The sequence below is a fragment of the Propionicimonas sp. genome (assembly GCF_034927565.1).
GTDB lineage: Bacteria > Actinomycetota > Actinomycetes > Propionibacteriales > Propionibacteriaceae > Propionicimonas.
Window position 1 is genome coordinate 77,415 of sequence record NZ_JAYFPT010000012.1, and the last position, 21,919, is coordinate 99,333.

At 69.6% G+C, this 21,919-nt stretch carries 20 protein-coding genes; 9 read left to right on the plus strand and 11 right to left on the minus strand.

What is annotated here, in order from left to right; genetic code table 11:
• Positions 1-31: 31 nt before the first annotated feature.
• The 3 genes from xseA (at position 32) to VB080_RS03845 (ending at position 2,838) form a co-directional block, all read left to right on the plus strand.
• A complete protein-coding gene (gene xseA, locus VB080_RS03835) occupies positions 32-1,252 on the plus strand; it encodes an exodeoxyribonuclease VII large subunit (RefSeq protein ID WP_323417101.1) in 1,221 nt (406 codons plus the stop codon).
• A complete protein-coding gene (locus tag VB080_RS03840; protein ID WP_323417102.1) occupies positions 1,252-1,464 on the plus strand; it encodes an exodeoxyribonuclease VII small subunit in 213 nt (70 codons plus the stop codon). The genes xseA and VB080_RS03840 overlap by 1 nt, the downstream gene beginning before the upstream one ends.
• Positions 1,465-1,581: 117 nt before the next feature.
• The gene (locus VB080_RS03845) at positions 1,582-2,838 is read left to right on the plus strand and encodes an MFS transporter (protein WP_323417103.1); all 1,257 of its coding nucleotides are present in this window, start codon (positions 1,582-1,584) and stop codon (positions 2,836-2,838) included.
• An 82-nt stretch (positions 2,839-2,920) separates the two neighbouring features.
• On the opposite strand, the gene VB080_RS03850 is transcribed toward VB080_RS03845, so the two are convergent.
• Positions 2,921-4,513, minus strand: coding sequence for a hypothetical protein (locus VB080_RS03850; RefSeq protein WP_323417104.1), 1,593 nt, complete (start codon positions 4,511-4,513; stop codon positions 2,921-2,923).
• A gap of 46 nt (positions 4,514-4,559) precedes the next feature.
• Positions 4,560-6,449 (minus strand): acetate--CoA ligase, encoded by a 1,890-nt coding sequence (gene acs / locus VB080_RS03855; protein ID WP_323417105.1) that lies wholly within the window; start codon positions 6,447-6,449, stop codon positions 4,560-4,562.
• Positions 6,450-6,630: 181 nt separating this feature from the next.
• On the opposite strand from acs, the gene VB080_RS03860 reads away from it, so the two are divergent.
• Together VB080_RS03860 and VB080_RS03865 are read left to right on the plus strand one after the other, a co-directional pair.
• Complete coding sequence (locus VB080_RS03860; protein ID WP_323417106.1) at positions 6,631-7,281, plus strand: hypothetical protein; 651 nt, start codon at positions 6,631-6,633, stop codon at positions 7,279-7,281.
• Positions 7,282-7,406: 125 nt separating this feature from the next.
• Complete coding sequence (locus tag VB080_RS03865; RefSeq protein ID WP_323417107.1) at positions 7,407-7,892, plus strand: Lrp/AsnC family transcriptional regulator; 486 nt, start codon at positions 7,407-7,409, stop codon at positions 7,890-7,892.
• A 4-nt stretch (positions 7,893-7,896) separates the two neighbouring features.
• Here VB080_RS03865 and VB080_RS03870 read toward each other — a convergent pair whose 3' ends face one another.
• The 4 genes from VB080_RS03870 to VB080_RS03885 form a co-directional block, all read right to left on the minus strand.
• Entirely contained in the window at positions 7,897-8,658 is a 762-nt protein-coding gene (locus VB080_RS03870) for a DeoR/GlpR family DNA-binding transcription regulator (RefSeq protein ID WP_323417108.1), read from the minus strand.
• Between the two features lie 50 nt (positions 8,659-8,708).
• On the minus strand, positions 8,709-10,388 hold the full coding sequence (locus tag VB080_RS03875; protein WP_323417109.1) for an iron ABC transporter permease: 1,680 nt from the start codon (positions 10,386-10,388) through the stop codon (positions 8,709-8,711).
• A complete protein-coding gene (locus tag VB080_RS03880) occupies positions 10,385-11,524 on the minus strand; it encodes an ABC transporter ATP-binding protein (protein WP_323417110.1) in 1,140 nt (379 codons plus the stop codon). The genes VB080_RS03875 and VB080_RS03880 overlap by 4 nt, the downstream gene beginning before the upstream one ends.
• An 86-nt stretch (positions 11,525-11,610) precedes the next feature.
• Positions 11,611-12,621, minus strand: coding sequence for an ABC transporter substrate-binding protein (locus VB080_RS03885; RefSeq protein ID WP_323417111.1), 1,011 nt, complete (start codon positions 12,619-12,621; stop codon positions 11,611-11,613).
• 221 nt (positions 12,622-12,842) lie between these two features.
• On the opposite strand from VB080_RS03885, the gene VB080_RS03890 reads away from it, so the two are divergent.
• The 3 genes from VB080_RS03890 to VB080_RS03900 are packed head-to-tail and all read left to right on the plus strand — an operon-like array spanning position 12,843 to position 15,469.
• Positions 12,843-13,610, plus strand: a complete 768-nt coding sequence (locus VB080_RS03890; RefSeq protein ID WP_323417112.1) for a tyrosine-protein phosphatase — start codon at positions 12,843-12,845, stop codon at positions 13,608-13,610.
• 30 nt (positions 13,611-13,640) lie between these two features.
• Complete coding sequence (locus VB080_RS03895) at positions 13,641-14,705, plus strand: zinc-binding dehydrogenase (protein ID WP_323417113.1); 1,065 nt, start codon at positions 13,641-13,643, stop codon at positions 14,703-14,705.
• Complete coding sequence (locus tag VB080_RS03900) at positions 14,702-15,469, plus strand: SDR family oxidoreductase (RefSeq protein ID WP_323417114.1); 768 nt, start codon at positions 14,702-14,704, stop codon at positions 15,467-15,469. The genes VB080_RS03895 and VB080_RS03900 overlap by 4 nt, the downstream gene beginning before the upstream one ends.
• Before the next feature lie 20 nt (positions 15,470-15,489).
• On the opposite strand, the gene VB080_RS03905 is transcribed toward VB080_RS03900, so the two are convergent.
• Positions 15,490-16,830, minus strand: a complete 1,341-nt coding sequence (locus tag VB080_RS03905) for a PhoH family protein (protein ID WP_323417115.1) — start codon at positions 16,828-16,830, stop codon at positions 15,490-15,492.
• 348 nt (positions 16,831-17,178) lie between these two features.
• Entirely contained in the window at positions 17,179-18,057 is an 879-nt protein-coding gene (locus tag VB080_RS03910) for a chitosanase (RefSeq protein WP_323417116.1), read from the minus strand.
• 273 nt (positions 18,058-18,330) lie between these two features.
• Between VB080_RS03910 and VB080_RS03915 the strand changes: the two genes are divergently transcribed.
• Complete coding sequence (locus VB080_RS03915; protein ID WP_323417117.1) at positions 18,331-18,936, plus strand: DUF998 domain-containing protein; 606 nt, start codon at positions 18,331-18,333, stop codon at positions 18,934-18,936.
• 89 nt (positions 18,937-19,025) lie between these two features.
• On the opposite strand, the gene VB080_RS03920 is transcribed toward VB080_RS03915, so the two are convergent.
• The 3 genes from VB080_RS03920 to VB080_RS03930 are packed head-to-tail and all read right to left on the minus strand — an operon-like array spanning position 19,026 to position 21,846.
• The gene (locus VB080_RS03920) at positions 19,026-19,835 is read right to left on the minus strand and encodes an isoprenyl transferase (RefSeq protein WP_323417118.1); all 810 of its coding nucleotides are present in this window, start codon (positions 19,833-19,835) and stop codon (positions 19,026-19,028) included.
• Positions 19,836-19,858: 23 nt separating this feature from the next.
• Positions 19,859-20,959 carry an ABC transporter permease gene (locus VB080_RS03925; RefSeq protein ID WP_323417119.1) on the minus strand — a complete coding sequence of 367 codons (1,101 nt, stop codon included), beginning with the start codon at positions 20,957-20,959 and terminating at the stop codon, positions 19,859-19,861.
• On the minus strand, positions 20,956-21,846 hold the full coding sequence (locus tag VB080_RS03930; RefSeq protein ID WP_323417120.1) for an ATP-binding cassette domain-containing protein: 891 nt from the start codon (positions 21,844-21,846) through the stop codon (positions 20,956-20,958). The genes VB080_RS03925 and VB080_RS03930 overlap by 4 nt, the downstream gene beginning before the upstream one ends.
• Positions 21,847-21,919 lie beyond the last annotated feature (73 nt).

Consider the following 21,919-nt stretch of genomic DNA (forward strand, 5'->3'; position numbering starts at 1 on the left):
GGGAGAGGAAGACACGCTCTAGGCTGTGACCATGGCGCTGCCGAACTCAGCCGAGCACCCGCAACCCCTGCGGATCGTGGTCAACGCCACCCGGGAGTGGGTGGACCGGTTGGGCCCGGTGTGGGTCGAAGGCCAACTCATTGAGATCAAGCGTCGTGCCGGGGCCACCCAGTTCCTCACCCTGCGCGACACCCTGGCCGAGGTGTCGGTGACGATCTCGGCCTCCGCCGCGGTGCTGGATGCCGCCGGCCCGTTGACCGAGGGGACGGTGGTCGCCGCCTGGGTGAAGCCCACGGTGTGGTCGAAGTCGGGCAGTCTCACCTTCGAGTGCCGCGAACTGCGTCCCACCGGGGAAGGGCGCCTGCTGGCGGCGATCGAGCAGCGCAAGCGGATGCTGCAGGCCGAGGGGCTGTTCGCCCCCGAACGCAAGCGGCGTCTGCCCTTCCTGCCCCGCCGGATCGGCCTGGTCACCGGTGCCGGGAGTGCCGCCGAGTCGGACGTGCTGCAGAACGTCGCCCGGCGCTGGCCGGCCGCCCGGTTCGAGATCAGGCACACCCTGGTGCAGGGCCCACAGGCCGTCGAGCAGATTCTGGCGGCCCTGCGCGAACTGGAGGCCGACCCCGAGGTGGAGGTCGTCATCGTTGCCCGCGGCGGCGGCTCGCTGGAAGACCTGCTGCCGTTCAGCGACGAAGCCCTGATCAGGGCGGTGTTCGCCATGCGCACTCCGGTGGTGAGTGCGATCGGCCACGAGTCCGACACCCCGATCCTCGATCTGGTGGCCGATCTGCGGGCCTCGACCCCGACCGATGCCGCCAAGCGAGTGGTGCCGGACGCTGCCGAGCAGGCCGCGGGCCTGGCCCAGACGATCGGACGGGGGCGCCGCGCCCTGCTCGCCCGGATCGAGGGCGAGCAGCGCCGACTGGCCGAGTTGCGCTCCCGTCCGGTGCTGCGGGAACCGTCCGGTGCGATCGACATCCAGACCGAACGGCTCGGCGTCCTGCAGCATCGACTGCAGCGGGTGGTCAGCGGCCAACTGCGGGCCGAAGCCGGTGAGCTGCACCAGGTGCTCTCGCGGATGCGGGCGCTGTCCCCGCAGGCCACTCTGCAGCGTGGCTACGCGATCGTCGCCCAGGGCCCGCAGACCATCACCGGTGTCGGCCAGACCGCCGTCGGCGACGCCCTCACCGTCCAGCTTCTCGACGGCCGGCTGGCCGCCGAGGTCACCGCCGTCGAACCCAGGGAGCCGAACTGATGGCCAAGACAGACACCCCGCAGAGCTATGAGCAGTCCCGCGACGAACTGCTGGCGATCGTCCAGCAGCTTGAGTCCGGCACCGTCCCGCTGAGCGAATCGATGGAGCTGTGGGAGAAGGGCGAGAAGCTCGCCGCCGCGTGCGCCGAGTGGCTGGCGGGGGCGCGGGCGCGGGTCGAGGCCGCCCGGCAACAGGAGGCCGAACCCGAGTAACCCCGCCACGTACCCACCAGCTGAGCCGTGCCGTTCCACGCCGGAGCTCGATCACCCCGACGTCGCTCGCCTGGGACGGACCACAGCTGCTTGCCAGACGGCCCTTAGGCTGTTGCGGTGACCGAACCTACCGCGCTCGCCGACCGTTCGACCGGACCGGAACTGAATGCCGGCCAGCTGGCGGCCGTCCAGCGCCGGACCATCGCGATCCTGGCCGTCGGCCAGATTCTGGGCGGGATCAGCTTCGGTGCCACCGTCTCGCTGGGCGCGATCCTGGCTGCCCGGATCTCCGGCGACGACGCCCTGTCCGGGCTGGCCACCGCCTCGATCACCCTTGGGACGGCGCTCACTGCCGTGCCGCTGGCGGCCCTCGCCCGCCGACGGGGACGGCGTCCCGCCCTGGCCACCGGCATGCTGGTCGCCCTGGCCGGGGTCGGCCTGGTGATCACAGCGGTCGCGCTGGCTATGTTTCCCCTGCTCTTGGCCGGGTTCGTGCTGATCGGCGCCGGCCAGGCGGCGAACCTGCAGTCGCGGTTCGCTGCCGCCGACCTGGCCACCGACGCCTCCCGTGCCCGGGACCTGTCGCTGGTGGTGTGGGCGACCACGATCGGCGCCGTGCTCGGGCCGAACCTGGTCGGGCCCGGCGAACTGCTGGGCGACCTGGTCGGCATGCCTGAACTCACCGGTCCCTACCTGTTCACGATCATCGGGCAGCTGGCGGGCATCGCGCTCTATCTGGTGGCGCTGCGGCCCGACCCGCTGCTCACCGCCCACCAGGTGATCGCCGCACGCTCGGCGACCAGCGACGAGATCACCCACGTCGACCGGCCGCGGGCGGCGGCCTTCGCCACCGTGGCGATCGTCGGGGCGCACGTGGTGATGGTCTCGATCATGGCGATGACCCCGATCCACCTGGTGCACCACGGCGCGACCCTCACGGTGGTCGGCCTCACCCTCAGCCTGCACATCGCCGGCATGTACGCCCTGTCACCGGTTTTCGGCATCCTCGCCGACCGCTGGGGACGGGTTCCCACCATTCTGCTGGGATACGCCATCCTGGCCGCCTGCGTCGCGGTGATCGCCCTGGCCCAGCACAGCACCGCCGCCGTCACCGTCGCGCTGGTGCTGCTGGGCGTGGGCTGGAGCGCCGCCACCGTGGCCGGGGCTGCGCTGCTCACCGAGTCCTCGGCGGAGACCCTGCGCACCCGCCGTCAGGGACGTAACGACTTCTGGATGAGCCTGATCGGGGCACTCGGCGCGATCGGCGCTGGCAGCGCCCTCGGCTGGGCTGGCTTCAACGGCCTGGCGCTGCTCGCCCTGCCGGTCCTGGTCGTGGTGGTGCTGCTCTCCCCGCTCGGACGACGCGCCTCCTAGCCCCTCCCTGATCCCGAGGAGGCCGGCCACCGGAGCCGTCCCCTGACCCAGGAACCGTCCCCTGGCCCACTGGCCCAGGGGCTTACCAGGTCTTCAGTTCGCGAGCTGCCTCACGGGATCCGTCGGCGTCGCCCAGCCGCCAGCGCAGGCTGACCAGGGATTCCAGGGCGGTGACCAGGTCGTCGCGATAGCGGGTCGGTTCGGCGGCAGCGAGCGGACGAAGGACCGCCGTCAGCCGCTCCTGGGCTACCACCAGCCTCGCCAGATCCGTCCCGGCCGCAGCCAGTCGTCGGCGGGCCTCGGGCAGCGCGTCGACGGCTTCCCGTAGCTGTTCGGGATCGACCGCTCGTTCCCGGGCTACCGCCCGCTCCCGGCGGCGGGCCTCCGCGGCTGCCTGCTCGGCCACCTCCGCAGCTGCCCGGCGCTCCGCCTCTGCCTCGGCCTGGATCCGGGCCTGTTCGGCGGCCTCGCGCGCGGCCTGCTCCGCCAGGCGGGCCGCCCGATGCTCGGCCTCGGCGCGCTCGGCAGCCCGCTCGGCGGCAGCCCGCTCCGCCCGGGCACGCAGCTGCGCCTCGGTCGCCTCGGCCGCGGCACGCGCGGCGGCCAGCTCGGCGATTGCCGTCTGCTCATCCCGCTGCAACCGGACGGACGCCGTCACCGACAACCCGCTGCCAGCCAACGCCTCTCCGCTCGGCAGGGGCGACCAGCCCACCGGCAGACCCGGAGCTGGCAGCGACGCTTCCGCTGCAGCCTCCGCAGCTGCTGCTGCCATCGCCTCCGCCTCGACCTCGCGCCCGGCCCGGACCAGTGCGCGGCCGAGCGCGGCCCGGGCAGCCGTCACCCCGGCCTCGCCACTCCCCGCTCCGGCGAACCGCTCCGCCACCACCACCCACTCGCGTAGTAGGCCGAGTGCACCAGCCCGGTCCCCACTGGCCTCCAGGCGACCGGCGAACGGCCCGAACAGCTCGGCCAGCGGGGCGGCGGCGCCCTGCGCTACTGCCGAACGGGCCGCATCGGCCCCGTCAATACCAGCCCGATAGCGCGCCAGCGCCAGCTGGTGGTGAGCCAGGGCAGTCCCGACCTGCCCGGCTGCCCAGCGGCAGTCGGCGACCACCAGGTGGGAGGCCACGGCGAGGTAGGCCGACTCCACCTCCAGGTCCAGCCCGGCGGCGTAGAGCCGCTGCTGCGCCGCGTCAGCATAGGCGTTGGCCTGCGCCACGTCCGTCGCCACCCGGGCACGCGCCCGCGTGCTCTGTGCCCAGACAATGCCCGCCGGGGTGAGCCGCTCGACCAGCGGCAGACTGCCCAGCTGCCCCCGCCAGGCGTCCAGGGCGTCGAGCGTCCGCCCGGCTGCCTCCACCTGCCCCAGCCCGGCCTGGACGGCCGCCAACTGCGCGGACGCCGTGAAGTAACGGACGGCCTCGTCCAAGGAGGCATACGGCCCGGAGGATCCGCGCCCGGCCAGGATCCGGGCCGCCAGCACCACCGACTCCGGCGCCACCGCCGCCGCTTCGGCGAACGACCAGGCCAGCAGCCGGTTGGCCACCAGCGCCACCAGGGCGTCGGCCAACTCATCGGTGCGCGCCGGATCGGATCTCGCCGCAGCCCGCAGCCGCTTGACAGCCGAGTCCAGCTCCCGCCGCCGCTGCTCCGCAGCCTCCGGCGCCGCCGTCACCGGCCGCTCCCCGATCCGTTCCGGACGATCCCGGTTCCCGCGCCCCTCATTCCTCCAGCGTAGTGACGTCGCCCTCGTCCTGGCCGAGCGCCCGGGCCTTCAGCACCCGCCGCATGATCTTGCCCGACCGGGTCTTGGGCAGCTTGTCGGTGAAGTCGATCTGGTCGGGTTTGGCGATCGGCGAGAGGTGCAGCGAGACGTGCTTGCGGAGGTCTTCGGCCAGCACCTGCGAGCCCTCGTAGCCGACCCGCAGCACCACGAAGGCGTGAATGGCGTTGCCCTTCACCTCGTGCGGCAGGCCGATCGCCGCCGCCTCGGCGACCGCCGGGTGCGAGACCAGGGCGGACTCCACCTCGGCCGTCCCCAAGCGGTGGCCGGAGACCTTGATCACGTCGTCAGTGCGTCCGATCACCCAGAAATAGCCGTCGGCATCCCGCTTGGCCGAGTCACCGGCCAGGTACTTGCCCGGGTATTTCGACCAGTAGGTCTTCACATACCGGTCCGGATCCTTGTACAGGGTGCGCATCATGGCTGGCCAGGGGTTCTTCAGTACCAGGAAACCCTCCTCCCCGTCCGGCACCGGGTTGCCTTCCTCGTCCAGGATCTCGGCCTCCTGGCCGAAGAACGGCTTGCCACCCGAGCCCGGCTTCTGGGCCTCGACCGGGGTCTGGCAGATCTGGAACATGCCGGTCTCGGTCTGCCACCAGGTGTCCATGATCGGGCAGCGTTCCTTGCCGATCACCCGGTGGAACCAGTGCCAGGCCTCCGGGTTGATCGGCTCGCCCACCGACCCCAGCAGCCGCAGCGACGACAGGTCGTGCCGGTTCGGCCAGGCCTCACCGAACCGCATCAGCGAGCGGATCGCCGTCGGCGCGGTGTAGAAGGTGGTGATCCCGTAGTACTCGATCAGTTGCCACCAGCGGTTCGGGTTGGGATAGGTCGGGCCACCCTCGTACATGAAGGACGTGGCGCCATTCAGCATCGGCCCGTAGACCAGGTAGGAGTGCCCGGTCACCCAGCCCGGGTCGGCAGTGCACCACCAGCGGTCCTCGTCACGGAGGTCAAAGGTGTACTTCAGCGTGGTGTAGGTGCCCACCATGTAGCCGCCGTGGGTGTGCAGGATGGCCTTCGGCGCCCCGGTGGAGCCAGAGGTGTAGAGGATGAACAGCGGATCCTCGGCGTCCAGTTCCTCGGTTGGACAGGGGCCGTTCGCGATCGGCAGCGCGCACAGTTCGTGGTACCAGTGGTCGCGCAGTGGCTCCATGGCGATCTCGTGGCCGGTGCGCTTGACGACGATGACATTCTCCACCGACGGGGAGAACCGGATCGCCTCGTCGACGATGTCCTTCAGTTTGAAGATCGAACCGTTCACCCACGAGCCGTCCGCGGTGATCACCAGCTTCGATTCGGAGTCGTCGATCCGGGTGGCCAGGGCGTCGGCGGAGAAGCCGGCGAAGATCACCGAGTGGACGGCACCGATCTTCGCGCAGGCGAGCATGGCGAAGACGATCTCCGGGATCCGCGGCAGGTAGATGGTCACCCGGTCGCCCTTGCCGACGCCCATCGCCTTGATCAGGTTGGCCATCCGGGTGACCTCGCGGTTCAGCGAGAAGTAGGAGTAGGTCTGGTGGTCGGTGCCGTTCTCCCCCACCCAGATCAGCGCCAGTTTGTTCTTGTACGGCCCGGTGAGGTGCCGGTCGATGGCGTTGTGGACGATGTTGGTCCTGGCCCCGGTGAACCACCGGTAGAACGGCGCCTGGGAGTCGTCCAGCACCTTCTCCCAAGGGCTGAACCATTCCAGTTCAGCGGCACGATCGGCCCAGAAGCCGAGCGGATCAGCGGCGGCCGCGGCGCGCAACGCGTCCGGGTCGGGCAGTTCGTCGGCGTGGACGAACGCGGGGTCGGGGTGGACAAACTCGACACTGGGCTCAGGCATGATTCCCCTTCGACGGAATTCTCGTGAGCGTAACTCCGTCCCCCGGTCCGGCGGAAGGGTGCTGCCAGCCTGTCGGCTACGCATTTGAGCCCCCGGGGTACCTCTCGCCTGGGCCGGCGGAAACCGTCGGTTCCCGGCGAGGCTCGCCCGGTTCCGCGGCCGCACCAGCCACGATGGTTGCGTGGCCGAACCCCGGACCCTTGCCCGCGCCGACACCGCCGACGGCGAGATCGTGCTGCGCCGCCGGGACGGCGTGGTCGAGCTGATCGTCAACGGAGTGTTCGCGATGGACACCACCGAGGTCGCCAGCGAGCTCGCACTCGCCGACGCCGTCGGGTCCCCACCCGGACGGGTGCTGGTCGGTGGGCTCGGGCTGGGCTACACCGCGGCCCGGTTACTGGACAATGGCGCGGAGTGGGTGGACGTGGTGGAGCGCGCCCGTCCACTGATCGACTGGGCCGGGGCAGGGGTCACCGGCCAACTCGGGCGGCTGGCGAGCGATCCCCGGATCCGGCTGCACGCGGCCGACGTGGTGGACTTCGTCACCGCCGCGGACGGACGCTGGGACGCCATCGTGCTCGACGTCGACAACGGCCCGAGTTTCCTGATCCACGCCGACAACGCCGAGGTCTACGCCGAGGACTTCCTGGCCAGCTGCCACACCCGGCTCTACCCTGGCGGCCACCTGCTGGTGTGGTGCGAGACCGCCAGCCCCGACCTGGAGATCGCCCTCAACCGGGTCTTCGCCGGCGTGGAGCTGATCGAGGTGCCGGTCACCCGGGAGGGCCGCAGCTTCGACTACGCGATCTATCGCGCCCGGCGGGGCTGCTGACGGTGCCGCCGGCCAGGCCCCTCCGCCACTGCCCGCCGATCCCGTCCGTCGCCTCCGCCGCCTCTGCTGGTGGGGCCCGTCGAGACCCGCACAGAGCTGCCCTGCCGCCCGGCTACAGTCACGCCATGACCTCCAAGCCGCCGGGGCGCCTGAACGACCGGGTGGACGCCACCATCGTCCGTGAGCTGATGGCGGACGGACGGGCCACCCTGGCCAGGCTGGCCGAACTGACCGGGCTGTCGACCTCCGGGATCAAGACCCGGGTCCGCCGCCTGGAGGAGCGGGGCATCATCACCGGCTACCGCGCCGAGGTCGACCACGAGGCGATCGGGGTGCCGCTGTCGGCGTTCATGGAGGTCACCCCGCTGGACGCCTCCGCCCTGGACACCATCCCCGAGCAGCTCGAGCATCTTCGCGAGATCGAGGCCTGCCACTCGGTCGCCGGCGATGCCTCGTACATCCTGTTCGTCCGGGTTCCCACCCCCAGGCGACTGGAGGAGCTGATCCGGGAGATCCGGCAGGCCGCGAACGTGAACACCCGCACGACGGTGGTGCTGCAGACCTTCTTCGCCGACCGTCCGCCGTTGGTCCGGGACGGGACCGGGCTGTAGCAGGCTAGACGACCAGGATCTCACGCACCACGTCACGGAACGGCGCCAGGACGGCTTCCGCGGCACCGGAGCTGGTGATGAGGGTGTCCACGTGCTCCCAGCCGCCGAACCGGTGGAAGGAGTCCACGCCCAGCTTCGACTCGTCGGCGAGGACGACGACGCGCCGGGCCACTCCCAGCATCGCTGTCTTGACCTGCGCGTCGAGCGCGTCGGTGGCGGACAGCCCGCGATCGGCGCTTATCCCGCCGACGCCGAGCAGCAACGTGTCGACGCTGAGTTCGGAGATCGCCCGGATCGGCCAAGGACCGACATAGGACTGCGGTGCGCGCCGGATGATGCCGCCGGTCGAGATGACGGTGACGCTGGGATGCTCCAGGAAGCCCTGCTCCACGAGCAGGGAGTTGGTCACCACCCGCAACTCCAGGTCGAAGGGGACGCACCCCGGCACGAACCCCGTCGTGCTGCCGTCGCCGATGAACACGGTGTCGTGCGGGGCGAGCAGGGTCGCCGCCGTCCGCGCGATCCGCTTCTTCTCCTCGACGTGGCGGTCCTGGTGGGTGGGTGCCTCCAGCTCAAAACCCCGGTGCTGCTTTGGCAGCGCTCCGCCGTGGGTTCGCTCCAGCAGACCCAGCCGGGCCAGCGCGATCAGATCCTTGCGGACCGTCTCGGTAGCGACGCCCCACTCGGCCACGAGTTCACTGGTGACGACGCGGCCGTTGCGACTCAGCCGGCGCAGAATCTCCTGCTGCCGCTCCTCTGAATACACCTGTTCCTCCGCGGGGTGGTGATGTCTGCGCTCAGCCTACACAGCGCGGTTCAGACGAGAATCTCCTCGTCCTTGCCCGTCACGGCGAACAGCAACACGATCGGCACCAAGGCCAGCAGGATGAGGATGGTCCCGATCGCCGAGGCGTACTGGAACTGACCTGCGCTGATCGCCCGAAAGATCTCGATCGACATGGTGCGGTTCGTTGCGCCGTACAGGATGATCGTCGCGTTGAACTCCTTGACGACAGTCGCCCAGGTGAGCAGCGTGCCGGAGGCGACGGCCGGAACCAGCATCGGCAGGGTGATCTTGAGGAAGGTGCGCCCCGGCGGAACACCGAGGTTGACCGATGCCTCCTCGGTCTGACGCCCCATCTGGGCGAGCTGGCTGGACGCGGCCCGCACCGAGAACGGCAGCCGGCGGATGAAGTAGGCCAGCGCGAGGATCGTGATCGTCCCGGCGAGGTAGAACGGCGCGCCGCCGAAGCCCAGGCTGAACGAGATGCCGAAGACAACGCCCGCAACGGCGAACGGAACCATCGACAACACGTCGATCACCCCGGCGATCCGGTCCGAGCGTCGCGCGACGATGTAGCCGATGAGCGTGCCGAACACGACGCACAGCGCCGTCGCGAGGGTCGAGGTGAGCAGCGTGTTGGTCAGCGAGCTCAGCAGCCCCGGCGCCGCGGCGTAGTTCTCCAGTGTCCACTCCCCCGTGATCGTCGCGCCGGAGAACCGCAGGAAGGAGCTGATCACGACCACGACGAGCGGGACGCAGGCCAGTGCGAGGATGACATACACGTAGAGCGTCGCCGCCGCCAGCGGGCCGCGGCGCGCGGGGACGATCACCAGACCACGCACGGTGTCTTGACCGTAGGAGTGTCGCCGCGAGTACCAGCGCTGAAAGAGCAGCGCACCGACCGTCACCACTACCATGACCAGCGCCAGGCTCGCCGCCAACCGGAAGTCGCTGTTCACCTCACTGGTGAACGACTGATAGACGAGGCGGGGGAAAACTCGCAGGTTCTGCCCGATCACCATCGGCGTGCCGATGTCGGCGAAGGCCGTGACGAAGACCAGCAGGGCCGAGGTCGACAACGCGGGCTTGAGAAGGGGAAACACTGCGTTGAAGGCAGCCCTTCCGCGGGTGTAGCCGAGATTGATCGCGGCGTCCTCGACGCTCTGGTCGACGGTCTTCAACCCGCCGGAGAGGTACAGGAAGACGTAGGGCACCCCCTGGAGGGTCAGCACCAGGATCGTGCCCAGCCAGCCGTAGATCGGCGGGACCGTCAGGCCAAGGCTCTCCAGGCCCACCCTGACCAACCCGGTGTTGCCGAACATGACGACCCAGGCGTACGCGCCGATGAACGGCGGGGAGACGAAGGTCAGCACGATCGCAGAACGGACGACGATCTTGCCCGGGATCTGAAGTCGCGAGACGAAGTAGGCCAGCGGAGTCCCCAGGACGAGCGCGCCGACGGTGGCCGAGGCCGCCAGGATCAGGCTGTTGAGGAAGGACTCGTAGTAGAGCTTGCGGGTGAACAGGTTGACATACGGCTCCCACCACGGGGAGTCGGAGGTCCCGCCGGAGACCAGGCTGTTGATGAAAAGCGAGAGCACGGGATAGAGCAGCAGGAACGCGAAGATCCCGAGCGCGAGGATCGTGACGAGTGTCCAGAACGAGAACCCCGAACCGGGCCGGCGACGCCCGACCACCACCGCGGTACTCACTCGTCCTCCTCCAGGTCGTCGGCACCGGGGAACATCAGGAGGTCGGCCGGGCGGACCCGGAAGCGCACGAGGTCACCCGGTCGCGGCACCACGGGCAGCTCACGCAGCCGGGACTCGACGAGGACCACGACCCCGGCAGCAACTTCCAGCCGCAGTTCGACCGAGGAGCCGAGGTAGCTGGTGCTCATGACGACACCAGCCAGCTGACCGGCACCGGCTTCTCCGGTGGTGCCGAGGATGTCGGCGTCCTGTGGACGGAAGCCGACCCAGACCGGCCCCTCTGCGAGGGCCACGCCGCTCTCGACCGCGAGCCGGTGGCCGCCGGGGTAGTCGATGACGCGCGTCGCGCCGGCGCCTCGCAACTGGGTGCGGACGAAGTTGCCCTCGCCGATGAAGCGCGCAACGTTCAGCGTCGCGGGCTGCTGGTAGATCTCCATCGGCGTTCCGACCTGCTCGACCAGGCCGTGACTCATCACGGCGATCCGATCGGAGATCGCCAGCGCCTCCTCCTGGTCATGGGTGACGTAGATGGTCGTGATGCCCAACTCGGTCTGCAGTTGCCGGATGTCGCCGCGCAGCCGCACCCGCAGCTTCGCGTCCAGGTTCGCCAGCGGCTCGTCCATCAGCAGGACGCGGGGCCTGACGGCGAGCGCCCGCGCAATGACGACACGCTGCTGCTGGCCGCCGGAGAGCTGCTTGGGCAGCCGCGACGCGTAGCCGGTCAGATCGACCATCTGCAAGGCCGCGGCAATCCGCGATTCCGCCTCTTCGCGAGGAATCTGCCGCGCCTTGAGCCCGTAAGCGACGTTGTCCCGCACGGTGAGGTGGGGGAAGATCGCGTAGTTCTGGAAGACCATGCCGGCGTCACGACGGTGCGCGGGGACGTCGTTGATGACCTGCTCTCCGATCCGGATGTCTCCCGAGGTCTGCCGGATGAAGCCGGCGATCGCGCGCAGCAGCGTGGTCTTGCCACAGCCGGAGGGGCCGAGCAGCGTGAAGAAGGTGCCGGGCTCGATGATGAAGTCCGCGTCCGAAACCGCCACGGTGGGGCCGTAGGAGATCGTGACGTGCTCGAGGCCGACGCCGGAGTCCTCGTGACGAGACGGAGCGATGGAATGTGAAGGGGTCGTGCGCATATACCTTTCCTCGGTCCTGGCGCCCGTATTCAGACGCGGCTCCGGATGTCGCCGCCCGGGAGGTCGCCCGGGCGGCGACGCCCCGATCAGATGTTGGTGATGATGTTCTCCCACTCGGAGAGGTACTTCTCCTTCTCGGTCTCCGAATCCGCCGGCATCGCGACGACCTTCACGGTGTCCAGGCTCGGCAGGCCATCGGGATCGGGAGCACCTTGGATGACCGGGCGGACGCCGGACAGTTCGGTGGCCACCATCGCCTGGCCCTTGTCACCCAGGAACCAGTCGATGAACGCGTGCGCACCATCGGCCCGCTTGCTCCCGGCGATCTCCGCGATGCAGGTCACGCCGGCGATCACGCCCTCCTTGGGGTAGGTCATCTCGACCTGGGGGTTGTCGCGGTACGCCGCAGCGGCGGACTCGTTGAACAAGCCGAGCGAGACCTCACCGTCGCTGACGGCGCGCGGTCCGGCGGAGTTGTCGCTGATCACGAGGTTCTTCGCAACCTTCTCGACGAGATCCCAGCCGCCAGCCAGGTAGATCGCGAGGATCTGGTAGTACGCAGCCGACGAAGCCGCCGGATCGGCGATCGCGATCTGACCACGCCACTTCTCGTCCGCGAGGTCGGCGTAGGAGGTCGGGACCTCCGCCGCCGGCACCCGCTCACTGTTGTACATCAGGCCGGTCAGCCAGGCGAGGGACGGAGACGGCTTGGTGTCACCGAGGAAATCGCTCTGGATCCGATCGAAGGTCGGCGCCTTGTAGACAGTGAGGACGTCGGTGTTCTCCGCGATGGCCAGGCAGCCGCTCAGGTAGACATCGCCCTGCGGGTTCCCCGCCTCGCCCTTCACACGGCTGAGCAGTTCGCCGGAGGAGCCGGTGACGAGCTCCACCGCGATCCCGGTGTCCGCCGTGAACCGCGCGCCGATCGTCTCCGAACTCGCCGCTTCGCTGGTGTAGAGCACGACCGAGGCCGGGGTGTCGCTGGAGGTCGTCGTGGGTTCGGCCGAGGGAGTGGTGGGTGCCTGGCAGCCCACTGCGAGAAGGAGGGCTCCGGCCAGCGCCGTCGCGCCCACCACCTTCGCTACAGATTGCTTCATTGCTAACTCCTTGGTGTGTGATGCGCGATCCCGCAGGCATCTCCTGGACGGTGCGCCATTGCGAGCAAACTACACTTATCTGCTATCAAATGCTAGCCTTGTTTCACCACGTTCTACGGTCTAGAGTCCGATTCACGGTCGATCAGGCTTGACGAGCCACCACAAAAACGCATTTATACCCATCCATTTCCCAGCTCTAGACGGCTGATGAGGAGTGCAACTTGTTCCCCACCCCGCTGACCTACCCAGCAGCGTCAGCGCCTCAGCGCCGCATCTTCAGCGGTGGCACCTACAACGCGCGCGATGCCGGCCGCTATCCGATCGGCACCTCGGGCGGGTCCATGCACGGACGGAGGCTCTTCCGCGCAGATGCTCTCTCCGACCTGACCGAGGCCGACCTGACCGAGGCTGACGGACTGGGCATCAAGCTCGTCGTCGATCTGCGCGATCCGCACGAGCGCGACAACGCGCCCGACGTCGAGATCCCTGGTGCCCGCAATGCCTCGATCATGCTCTTCGAGGGTACTCTCGCGGGCTTCCGCGCGGACTCCTATCCCAGCCTGGAGGAGCTGTACCAGTACATTCTCACCGATCACCGCCACAAGGTGGCCGAGGCTCTGGAGCAGATCGCGGAGACCCTTCCCTCGCCGGTGCTCGTCCACTGCACGGCCGGCAAGGACCGGACCGGGATCGTCGTCGGCATGATCCAGGAGCTCGTCGGCGTCCCCCATCAGTGGATCCTGCAGGATTACGAGGCCAGCCAGCATCTGCTGAACGGCGACTTCATCCGACGCGTGGAGTCGGTCTACGCCCGGGCTCACGTCGACGCCCGCAAGATCGGCGCGGAGCCGATCGCCTCCCCTGCCCAGTTGCTGGGCACAACGCTCGAACGCATCCGCGCCGAGTTCGGATCGGTCCAGGGCTATCTGGTCGACGCCGGGCTGCCGCTGTCGAGCGTCGAACAGATCCGGCGCACCCTTACCGTCTAGTCCTTTTACCCGTCCGACAGAGGAGTCCCCATGAGTACCACCGACATGCTGGCCGTCTATCTTCCGGGAGGTAGCGAGGTCGAGTTCCGCCGCGTCCCGATCCCCTCCCCCGGTCCCGGACAGGTTCTGCTGCGGGTCCGGGCATCGACGATCTGCGGCAGCGACCTGCGTGCGATCTACCGCGAGCACCTCGGGTCGGGCGCCGAGGCCTACCAGGGCGTGGTGGGCGGCCACGAACCGTGTGGTGAGGTCGTCGACGTCGGCCCCGGCTGCATCGGAACACAGGTGGGCGACCGCCGCGTCGTGTACCACATCAGCGGGTGCGGCACGTGCGAGGAGTGCGAGAAGGGCTACGGGATCGGCTGCCTCTCGCCGTTGCGGCGGGCCTACGGCTGGCAACGCGACGGCGGGCATGCCGAGTACCTGCTCGCGGAGGAGCGTGACCTGCTGCCCCTGCCCGATTCGCTGTCCTTCCTGGACGGCGCCTGCGTGGCGTGCGGCTTCGGCACGGCGTACGAGGCGCTGCGTCGTGCCGGCCTGAGCGGTGCGGATACCGTCCTGATCACCGGCCTGGGCCCGGTCGGCCTGGCGGCCGGCCTGCTCGCGCAGGCGCTCGGCGCGACCCTGGTGGTGGGCACCGATCCGGACGCCGGCCGGCGGGGCCAGGCGGTCGACCTCGGCGCGGTGACGGCAGCGGTCAGCGCCGACGAACTGCCGAACCTGCTCCCGGTCGGCGCCCACGTCGCCGTGGACTGCTCGGGTAGCGGGGCGGGGCAGTCCACCGCGCTGCGGAACACGCGTCGCTGGGGACGGATGGTGTTCGTGGGCGAGGGCGGAACCCTGACGACCAGCGTGAGCGAAGAGATCATCCACAAGCAGATCAGCCTGATCGGCTCCTGGGTGTCGAGCATCCCGCGGATGCGCGAACTCCTGGAGAACCTGGACCGGTGGAACCTGCATCCCGAAGACACCGTCACCCATCGCTTCCCGCTCGACCAGGCCGGCGAGGCCTACCGGACTGCCGACTCCGGCACGGTCGGGAAGGTCGCGATCGTCCCGGGTGACGGCCGACCGAACACGGAGGAACAAGCATGAACTTTCCCGACCTCGCCGGACGCGTGGCCGTCGTCACCGGCGGCGCACGCGGCCTCGGCTACTCGCTCGCATCAGCCCTCGGCCGGCAGGGCGTCGCCGTTGGCCTGCTCGACCTGCTGCCCGAGGTCGACGCCTCGGCACACCGGCTCTCCGACGAGTACGGCGTCGCCTCCGCCTCGGCGATCACCGACGTGACCGACCCCGCCTCCGTGGAAACGGGGTTCGCCGCGGTACGCGAGGCGCTCGGAACGCCGACCATTCTGATCACCGCCGCAGGGATCACGATCTGGGACGAATCCGCCGAGGTCAGCCCACAGACCTGGCGGAAGGTCGTCGACGTCAACCTGCACGGCACCTTCTACAGCACTCAGGCCTTCGCCCGGCCGCTGTTGGCCGAAGGTGGGCAGGGCTCCGCGATCCTCGTCTCGTCCATGTCCGGCCGCGTCGTCAACGTGCCGCAGCACCAGGCCTCGTACAACTCGTCCAAGGCGGCCGTCGACCAACTGGCCAAGTCTCTCGCGGTCGAATGGGCTCCTGCCATCCGGGTCAACGCGATCGCGCCCGGGTACTTCCTCTCGGACCTGACCCGGCAGTTCACCGACGCCAATCCCGACCTCGCCGCGCAGTGGATCTCCTTGATCCCGGCCGGCCGGATGGGTGAACCCACCGACCTGGACGGCCTCGTGCTGTTGCTCGCCTCGTCGGCGTCGTCCTATCTCACGGGGCAGACGCTGGTGATCGACGGCGGCTACACGGCGATCTGAGGCGCCCTGCGGAACCGGGCTCAGGGGAGGATGTCATCCAGCAGTTCGGTGACCAGGGCGGCGATCGGCGAACGCTCGGAACGCGTCAGGGTGACGTGGGCGAACATCGGGTTGCCCTTCAGCTTCTCCACCACCGCCACCACGCCGTCGTGGCGTCCCACCCTCAGGTTGTCCCGCTGGGCGACATCGTGGGTGAGCACCACCCGCGAGTTCTGCCCGATCCGCGACAGCACGGTCAGCAGGACGTTGCGCTCCAGCGACTGCGCCTCGTCCACGATCACGAAGGCGTCGTGCAGCGACCGGCCGCGGATGTGGGTCAGCGGCATGACCTCCAGCAGGTTGCGGGCCAGCACCTCGTCGATCACGTTCTTGCTGGTGACCGCGCTCAGGGTGTCGAAGACCGCCTGCGCCCAGGGGGTCATCTTCTCGCCCTCCGAGCCGGGCAGGTAGCCGAGCTCCTGGCCGCCCACCGGGTAGAGCGGACGGAAGACGATCACCTTGGCGTGCTGCTGCCGTTCCAGGACGGCCTCCAGCCCGGCGCACAGCGCCAGCGCCGACTTGCCGGTGCCTGCCCGGCCGCCGAGCGAGACGATGCCGATCTCCGGGTCGAGCAGCAGGTCGAGCGCCACCCGCTGCTCGGCCGAGCGGCCGTGGATGCCGAAGGCCTCGCGGTCGCGGATCAGGTGGACGGAGCCGTCCGGCATCATCCGACCCAGTGCCGAGGACGAGCTGCCGTGCAGCACGACACCGGTGTGGCAGGGCAGGTCCATCGCTTCGGGCACCACCGCGGCGCCGTCGGCGTAGAGCTTCTCGACGGTGGCGGCCGCAACGTCCACCTCGGCCATGCCGGTCCAGCCGGAGTCGGGAGCCAACTCGTGCAGGTACTCCTCGGCTGCCAGCCCGACGGCGGAGGCCTTCACCCGCATCGGCAGGTCCTTGCTGACCAGCACCACGTCGTGGCCCTCGGCGCGGTAGTTCAGCGCGACCGCGAGGATGCGGGAGTCGTTGTCGCCCAGCCGGAAGCCGGGCGGCAACACCTGAGGATCGGTGTGGTTGAGCTCGACCCGGACGGTGCCCTCGGTCTGGTTCACCGGCACCGGGGAGTCGAGCGTGCCGTAGCGCACCCGCAGGTCATCGAGGAAGCGCAGCGCGGTCCGCGCGAAGTAGCCCAGTTCGGGATGGTGACGCTTGGCCTCGAGTTCGGTGATCACCACGATCGGGATCACCACCGCGTGTTCGGCGAAGTTCCGCAGCGCATGCGGGTCGCTCAGCAGCACGGAGGTGTCGAGGACGAAGGTCTTCAGCCCGGTCGCGGCGGCAGCGGTGCTGGAGAAGGCGGTACGGGTGGAGGAGCGCGGCACGTTCGATCCTGTTCTCGGGGCCGGCCGTCACCGTCGTCCGGCCCCACCGTGGTGGTCAGCCGGAGAGGACGGGGCCCGGCGCAGGCCCGCGAGGCGGCGCACCCCGATCGCCCGGACCGTGCGCGATGGCCGCCGGAGTTGACGGCGACTGCGCCCGGCTCGCGAGACCTGATTGCGTCATGGTCTGCCTCCCGACGCACCGGCAGGACGCCGGCACGCTTTGAGGGTAAGTCGGCGCACGCCGACCCTGTCCAGCGACACGCCTTGTGAAACCAAGAGTTCATCCCCCGACTCGGATTGGGTTCCGATTCGCGTGGGAGCGTGGTGTGACGGGCTTGGCCATCGCGGCTAGCCGACGTGGTAGTCGTCGCCGTAGACCTTCCAGTCCAGCGGCGGGTTCAGGTCGAAGTTCCCGGCCGCCAGGAAGACCCGCTGGGCGTCATCGATCCGGGACGTGTCGGCATGGGCTTCCTCCGCCTTCATCACCACGATCCGGGCGGCGAGGAAGGCGTTCAGGTAGGCAGTCTCGTCCCCGCCCTCAGACGGCGGTTTCGCCTGGGCGACTGCCGCCTGGCGGATGCCGCCGAAGCTCTCCGGATCGTCCCCGGGGCCGTGCATGACCATGGCGTCGTAGTAGAGGAATTGGCCCAGGGTGCTCAGTCCGTCTGACCGGCCCTGTGCGACGGCCGGGTCGAAGTACACCTGGTCACGCTCGTCGTCCTGCGCCGCCTGGAACGCCGGGTCCCCGGCTGCCGCCTCCCAGGCGTTCTCGAAGGCCTTGCCCAGCCCGGCATGGGAGTCGGTGCCGTTGACCTTCCGCAGCGCCGGCAGGAACCGGGCCAGCGGATTGGACGGCGCGACCGCGGTGTACGCCTCGACCACCTCGAGCATGTCCCCGGTGCCGGAGCAGAACCCGATGATGCCGCCGGTGTAACCGCGCCCGTCATCGATGTCCTCGAGGTAGCGGTACTGCGCCTTCCAGTCCAGGGAGGAGTTCTCGGCACTGGAGACCAGCTCCATCGCCAGTTCCTTTTTCGCCGGATCGTCCAGTCCGATCCGCCCCGGGGACGGGCTGACCGCGGACGGTGCGATGGACGCCGGGACGGACGGCGACGCAGGGGTCATCACCGCCGGCGAACCGGCGTCGGTTGCTGCCGACGAGGGCATCGGCGGGGAGCTACAGCCGTTCAACGCGACCACGCCGATCACAGCGCAGGTCCAGGTCATGCCAGACCACTGCACCATCCACCCTCCGGACCCGACGATGCGACAGCCCACCTGAGGGCCGCCACCCCATTGTGCTGCGAACCAGCACGGAAAGCGCCCTGCGGTCGACGCGGCTTCTACCATCGTCCCGGCTCGGCACCGGAGCTCGGCCGACGGCGTGTGGCGGCCCGGTCGGCCGAGTTCCCGGGTCAGCGCCCCACCGTCCACCGCTGGCCAATCCACGCCGGGCACCCTAGGCTCGGCCCACCGTCCCTGGCCGACAGGAGTCCTGTGATGCCGACCGCCGACCGGAACCGCTGGCTTGCCGCAGCTGCGCTGACAGCTGCTGGAATCGACCTCGCGGTCTTCCTGCTGCTCCACCTGGTGCAGCCCGGGGTGGACATCCTGCACCAGCCCACCAGCGCCTACATCCACGGCGCGTTCGGGTTCACATCGTCGCTGGCCAGCGCTGCTGTCGGGCTCGGCGGGATCGCCCTTGCGGCAGCGGTCTGGCGGCTCGCCCCGGCCCTGGGAGGCAGGATCGGTGCCGGACTGCTGGGAGTTTTCGGGTTGGCCAAGCTTGTCCAGGCCTTCTTCCCGATCGACCCGGTGGGTGAAGTGTCTGGTGCTGGCACCGTCCACAACCTGCTGGGGAACCTGGCCTTCTTCGTGCTCCCGATCGCTGCCGTGCTGGTCACCCGGCCGGTCGCCCACGCCACCGGCCGGGACAGACCTGCCTGGTGGCCGGTGGTCGCCGGCTGGACGCTGGTGGCCACCATGGTCCTGGTCCTCGCCGGCGACGGACTTGGCTTCTTCGGCCTGGCCCAGCGGATCTACCTGGTCAACGCGATGGCGTGGACGGCTCTGGTCGCCAGTTGGCTCTGGCGGGGCCGGCGCTGATGCGAGCCGAAACCGCCCTCGAGGCCGGGCCAGAAGAACCGTCCCCCGGCCCAACCCGCCGAGCCAGCAGAACCGTCCCCCGGCCCGGGTCAGCGGCCGTAGCGGCGCTCGCGCTGGGCATAGGACCGCAGCGCGCGGATGAAGTCGACCTTGCGGAAGTCAGGCCACAGCGCCTCACAGAAGTAGAACTCGCTGTGCGCCGACTGCCAGATCAGAAAGCCCGAGAGCCGCTGTTCGCCCGACGTACGGATGATCAGGTCGGGATCGGGCTGGCCCGCGGTGTAGAGGTGCTCGGAGATGTGGTCGATCTCCAGCGTGCGGGCAAGATCGGGCAGGGACGTCCCCTTCTCCGCCTCGGCAGCCAGCAGGCTGCGGACGGCGTCGCGCAGTTCGTGCCGGCCCCCGTAGGAGACCGCGACATTCACGTGGGTGCCACCATTGCGGGCGCAGGTCTGCTCGGCCTGGCGCAGGTCGTCGGCGATCCCGGGCGGCAGCAGGTTCAGGTCCCCCACCACCTGGACCCGCCGGGTGCCGTCGGCGGCAAGGTCGACAACCAGGTCGCGGATCACGTCCAGCAACGGGCCGACCTCATCTTTGCCCGAGCGCTGCAGGTTCTCGGTGGACAGCACCCAGAGGGTGACCGTCCCGATTCCGACCTCTTCGCACCAGCCGATGAACTGCTTGAGTTTGTCGGCCCCCGCACGGTAGCCCACCACCAACTCCTGGCCGGGAGCGTTGGCCCTGGCCCAGCGGCGGTTCCCGTCCGCCAGGACGGCGACGTGGCGCGGCAGCCGGGCCCGGTCGAGATGGGCGAGCAGCCGCTTCTCGTAGGTCGCATAGACCAGCCTGACGGGCACCAGCCGCCTCACGAAGGCCTTCAGCGCCTGCACCACCGCCATGCCGAGCACCCTATCGCGCTGCCTCAGCTGTGCAGGGCCTCGCGCCACCTGACGCGCGAGCCCATCTTCAGCAGCGAGTTGGCGTAGATCCGTGCCCCCAGCCAGACCGCGGCGACGCAGGTGGCGATCAGGATTACCAGCGCCGCCACCGGCTCCCACCAGCCCGCCTCGCCGAGATAGACCCGCAACGGCATGCCCACCGGCGCCGAGAACGGCACGTACGACAGCACGGTGAGCGCCACCGGGTTGCTGTTGAGCGTGACCACCAGCAGGTAGGGAGCGATCACCAGGATCATCAGCGGGAAGGTGGTGGCCCCGATGTCCTCCTGCCGCGACACCAGCGCGCCAGCGGCCGAGTAGAGCGCCGCGAGCAGGACGAAACCGAACAGGAAGAACACCGCGAACCAGCCAAAAGCCCCCGCCAGCGAGGTGAGCTGGCCGAGTTGGCCGACCAGTGCGAGGCCGAGGAGACCGATCAGCGCGAACACCACCACCTGGGCGACCGACAGCAGCGTGTTGCCGACCACCTTGCCGGCCAGCAGCGCCCGGGACGGGATGGCCGCCAGCAGGATCTCGACGATCCGGGTCTGTTTCTCCTCGACCACACTCTGCGCGATCATCGTCCCGAACAGGCTGGCCGACATCAGGAACATCAGCCCGAAGACCACCGCCACCAGGTAGCGGACGGAGTCGGACGGCCCGGTGTCCGGCGGCGGGTCGAGCAACTCCACCTCGGGAGCCACCGACAGCATCCCGACCAGTGGGCCGGGGACCTCGGTGTCACCGAGCAGGAGCAGCCCCGGCTGGCCCGGTCCGGTGAGAATCGCCGCCGCCACGGTGCCGTCCCGGACGAGTTTCTCCGCGGCCGCGCGATCGGGCACCTCGGTGAGGCTCAGGCCAGGAGCCTCCCGCACCACCTGGTACGCCTCGGGAGTGACCGCCACCCGGTAGCCGTCCGAGGCGCTGCCGGCGATCACCGCCGAGGCGACCACCCCGGCGAGGGCGACCAGGATCAGGAAGGCGGTCGACACCAGGAAGGGCTTGCTGCGCAGCCTGGACTCGATCTCGCGCAGAGTGACCAGCCACGCCGCCTGCGGGGTGCTGAGCATGGTCTGCGAGGTCACGACACCGCCTCCTTGAAGATCTGCACCAGGGACGGCTGGACGCGGCCGAAACTCACCACGGTGTTCTGCTCGACGGCCCGGCGCAGCACCTGTTGGGCGGCGGCGGGGGAACTCGCGTCGAAGCTGGCGAAACCGGCCCGCAACTCCACCGGGAGGATGCCGGGCTCGGCGCCGACCCAGCCGGTGTCGGCGTCTTCATTGAGGGCGAGCTCGTAGCGGTTGGTCGCGAACTGTTCCCGCAACTCCGCCCGCCCGCCGGCCGCCCGGATCGTCCCCTGCGCGATGATCACCAGGTCGTCGCACAGTCGCTCCACCAGCTCGAGCTGGTGGGAGGAGAACAGCACTGCTGCGCCACCGGCAGCCCGCTCGGCCAGGACCCCGGCAACCAGGTCGACGGCGAACGGGTCCAACCCGGAGAACGGCTCGTCGAGGATCAGGATCTCCGGCTCGTGGACCAGCGCAGCCGCGATCTGGGCACGCTGCTGGTTGCCCAGCGACAGGGTCTCGACCAGGTCACCGGCCCGCTCCCCGAGCCCGAGGCGTTCCAGCAGCACCAGCGCACGGGCGAGCGCGTCGCGGCGGGACAGACCGTGCAGCCGGGCCAGGTAGGCGACCTGCTCGGCCACCTTCATCTTCGGGTAGAGTCCCCGCTCCTCGGGCATGTAGCCGAAGCCGCGGCGGTCCGCGGCAGTGACCGGACGTCCGTCCAGCGCCACCTCGCCGGCATCGGCGGCAAGGACGCCGAGGATGATCCGCATCGCCGTCGTCTTGCCCGCGCCATTGCGTCCGACGAAGCCGGTGAGCCGGCCCGGCGCCATGCCGAAGCTGATCTGGTCCAGCGCGGCGAGCGCGCCGAAGGACTTGCTGATCCCGGTGAGCGCGAGCATGGTCCGACGCTACCCGGTGGTACGGGCGCACGCACTACCTACGTTCGCGTAACTTACGCTACAGTAAGGAACC

Coding starts and splice junctions, on each gene's coding strand:
- xseA (WP_323417101.1), top strand. CDS start 32: ATGGCGCTGCCGAACTCAGCCGAGCACCCGCAACCCCTGCGGATCGTG.
- VB080_RS03930 (WP_323417120.1), bottom strand. CDS start 21,846: ATGCTCGCGCTCACCGGGATCAGCAAGTCCTTCGGCGCGCTCGCCGCG.
- VB080_RS03840 (WP_323417102.1), top strand. CDS start 1,252: ATGGCCAAGACAGACACCCCGCAGAGCTATGAGCAGTCCCGCGACGAA.
- VB080_RS03900 (WP_323417114.1), top strand. CDS start 14,702: ATGAACTTTCCCGACCTCGCCGGACGCGTGGCCGTCGTCACCGGCGGC.
- VB080_RS03895 (WP_323417113.1), top strand. CDS start 13,641: ATGAGTACCACCGACATGCTGGCCGTCTATCTTCCGGGAGGTAGCGAG.
- VB080_RS03920 (WP_323417118.1), bottom strand. CDS start 19,835: ATGGCGGTGGTGCAGGCGCTGAAGGCCTTCGTGAGGCGGCTGGTGCCC.
- VB080_RS03910 (WP_323417116.1), bottom strand. CDS start 18,057: ATGACCTGGACCTGCGCTGTGATCGGCGTGGTCGCGTTGAACGGCTGT.
- VB080_RS03915 (WP_323417117.1), top strand. CDS start 18,331: ATGCCGACCGCCGACCGGAACCGCTGGCTTGCCGCAGCTGCGCTGACA.
- VB080_RS03865 (WP_323417107.1), top strand. CDS start 7,407: ATGACCTCCAAGCCGCCGGGGCGCCTGAACGACCGGGTGGACGCCACC.
- acs (WP_323417105.1), bottom strand. CDS start 6,449: ATGCCTGAGCCCAGTGTCGAGTTTGTCCACCCCGACCCCGCGTTCGTC.
- VB080_RS03880 (WP_323417110.1), bottom strand. CDS start 11,524: ATGCGCACGACCCCTTCACATTCCATCGCTCCGTCTCGTCACGAGGAC.
- VB080_RS03885 (WP_323417111.1), bottom strand. CDS start 12,621: ATGAAGCAATCTGTAGCGAAGGTGGTGGGCGCGACGGCGCTGGCCGGA.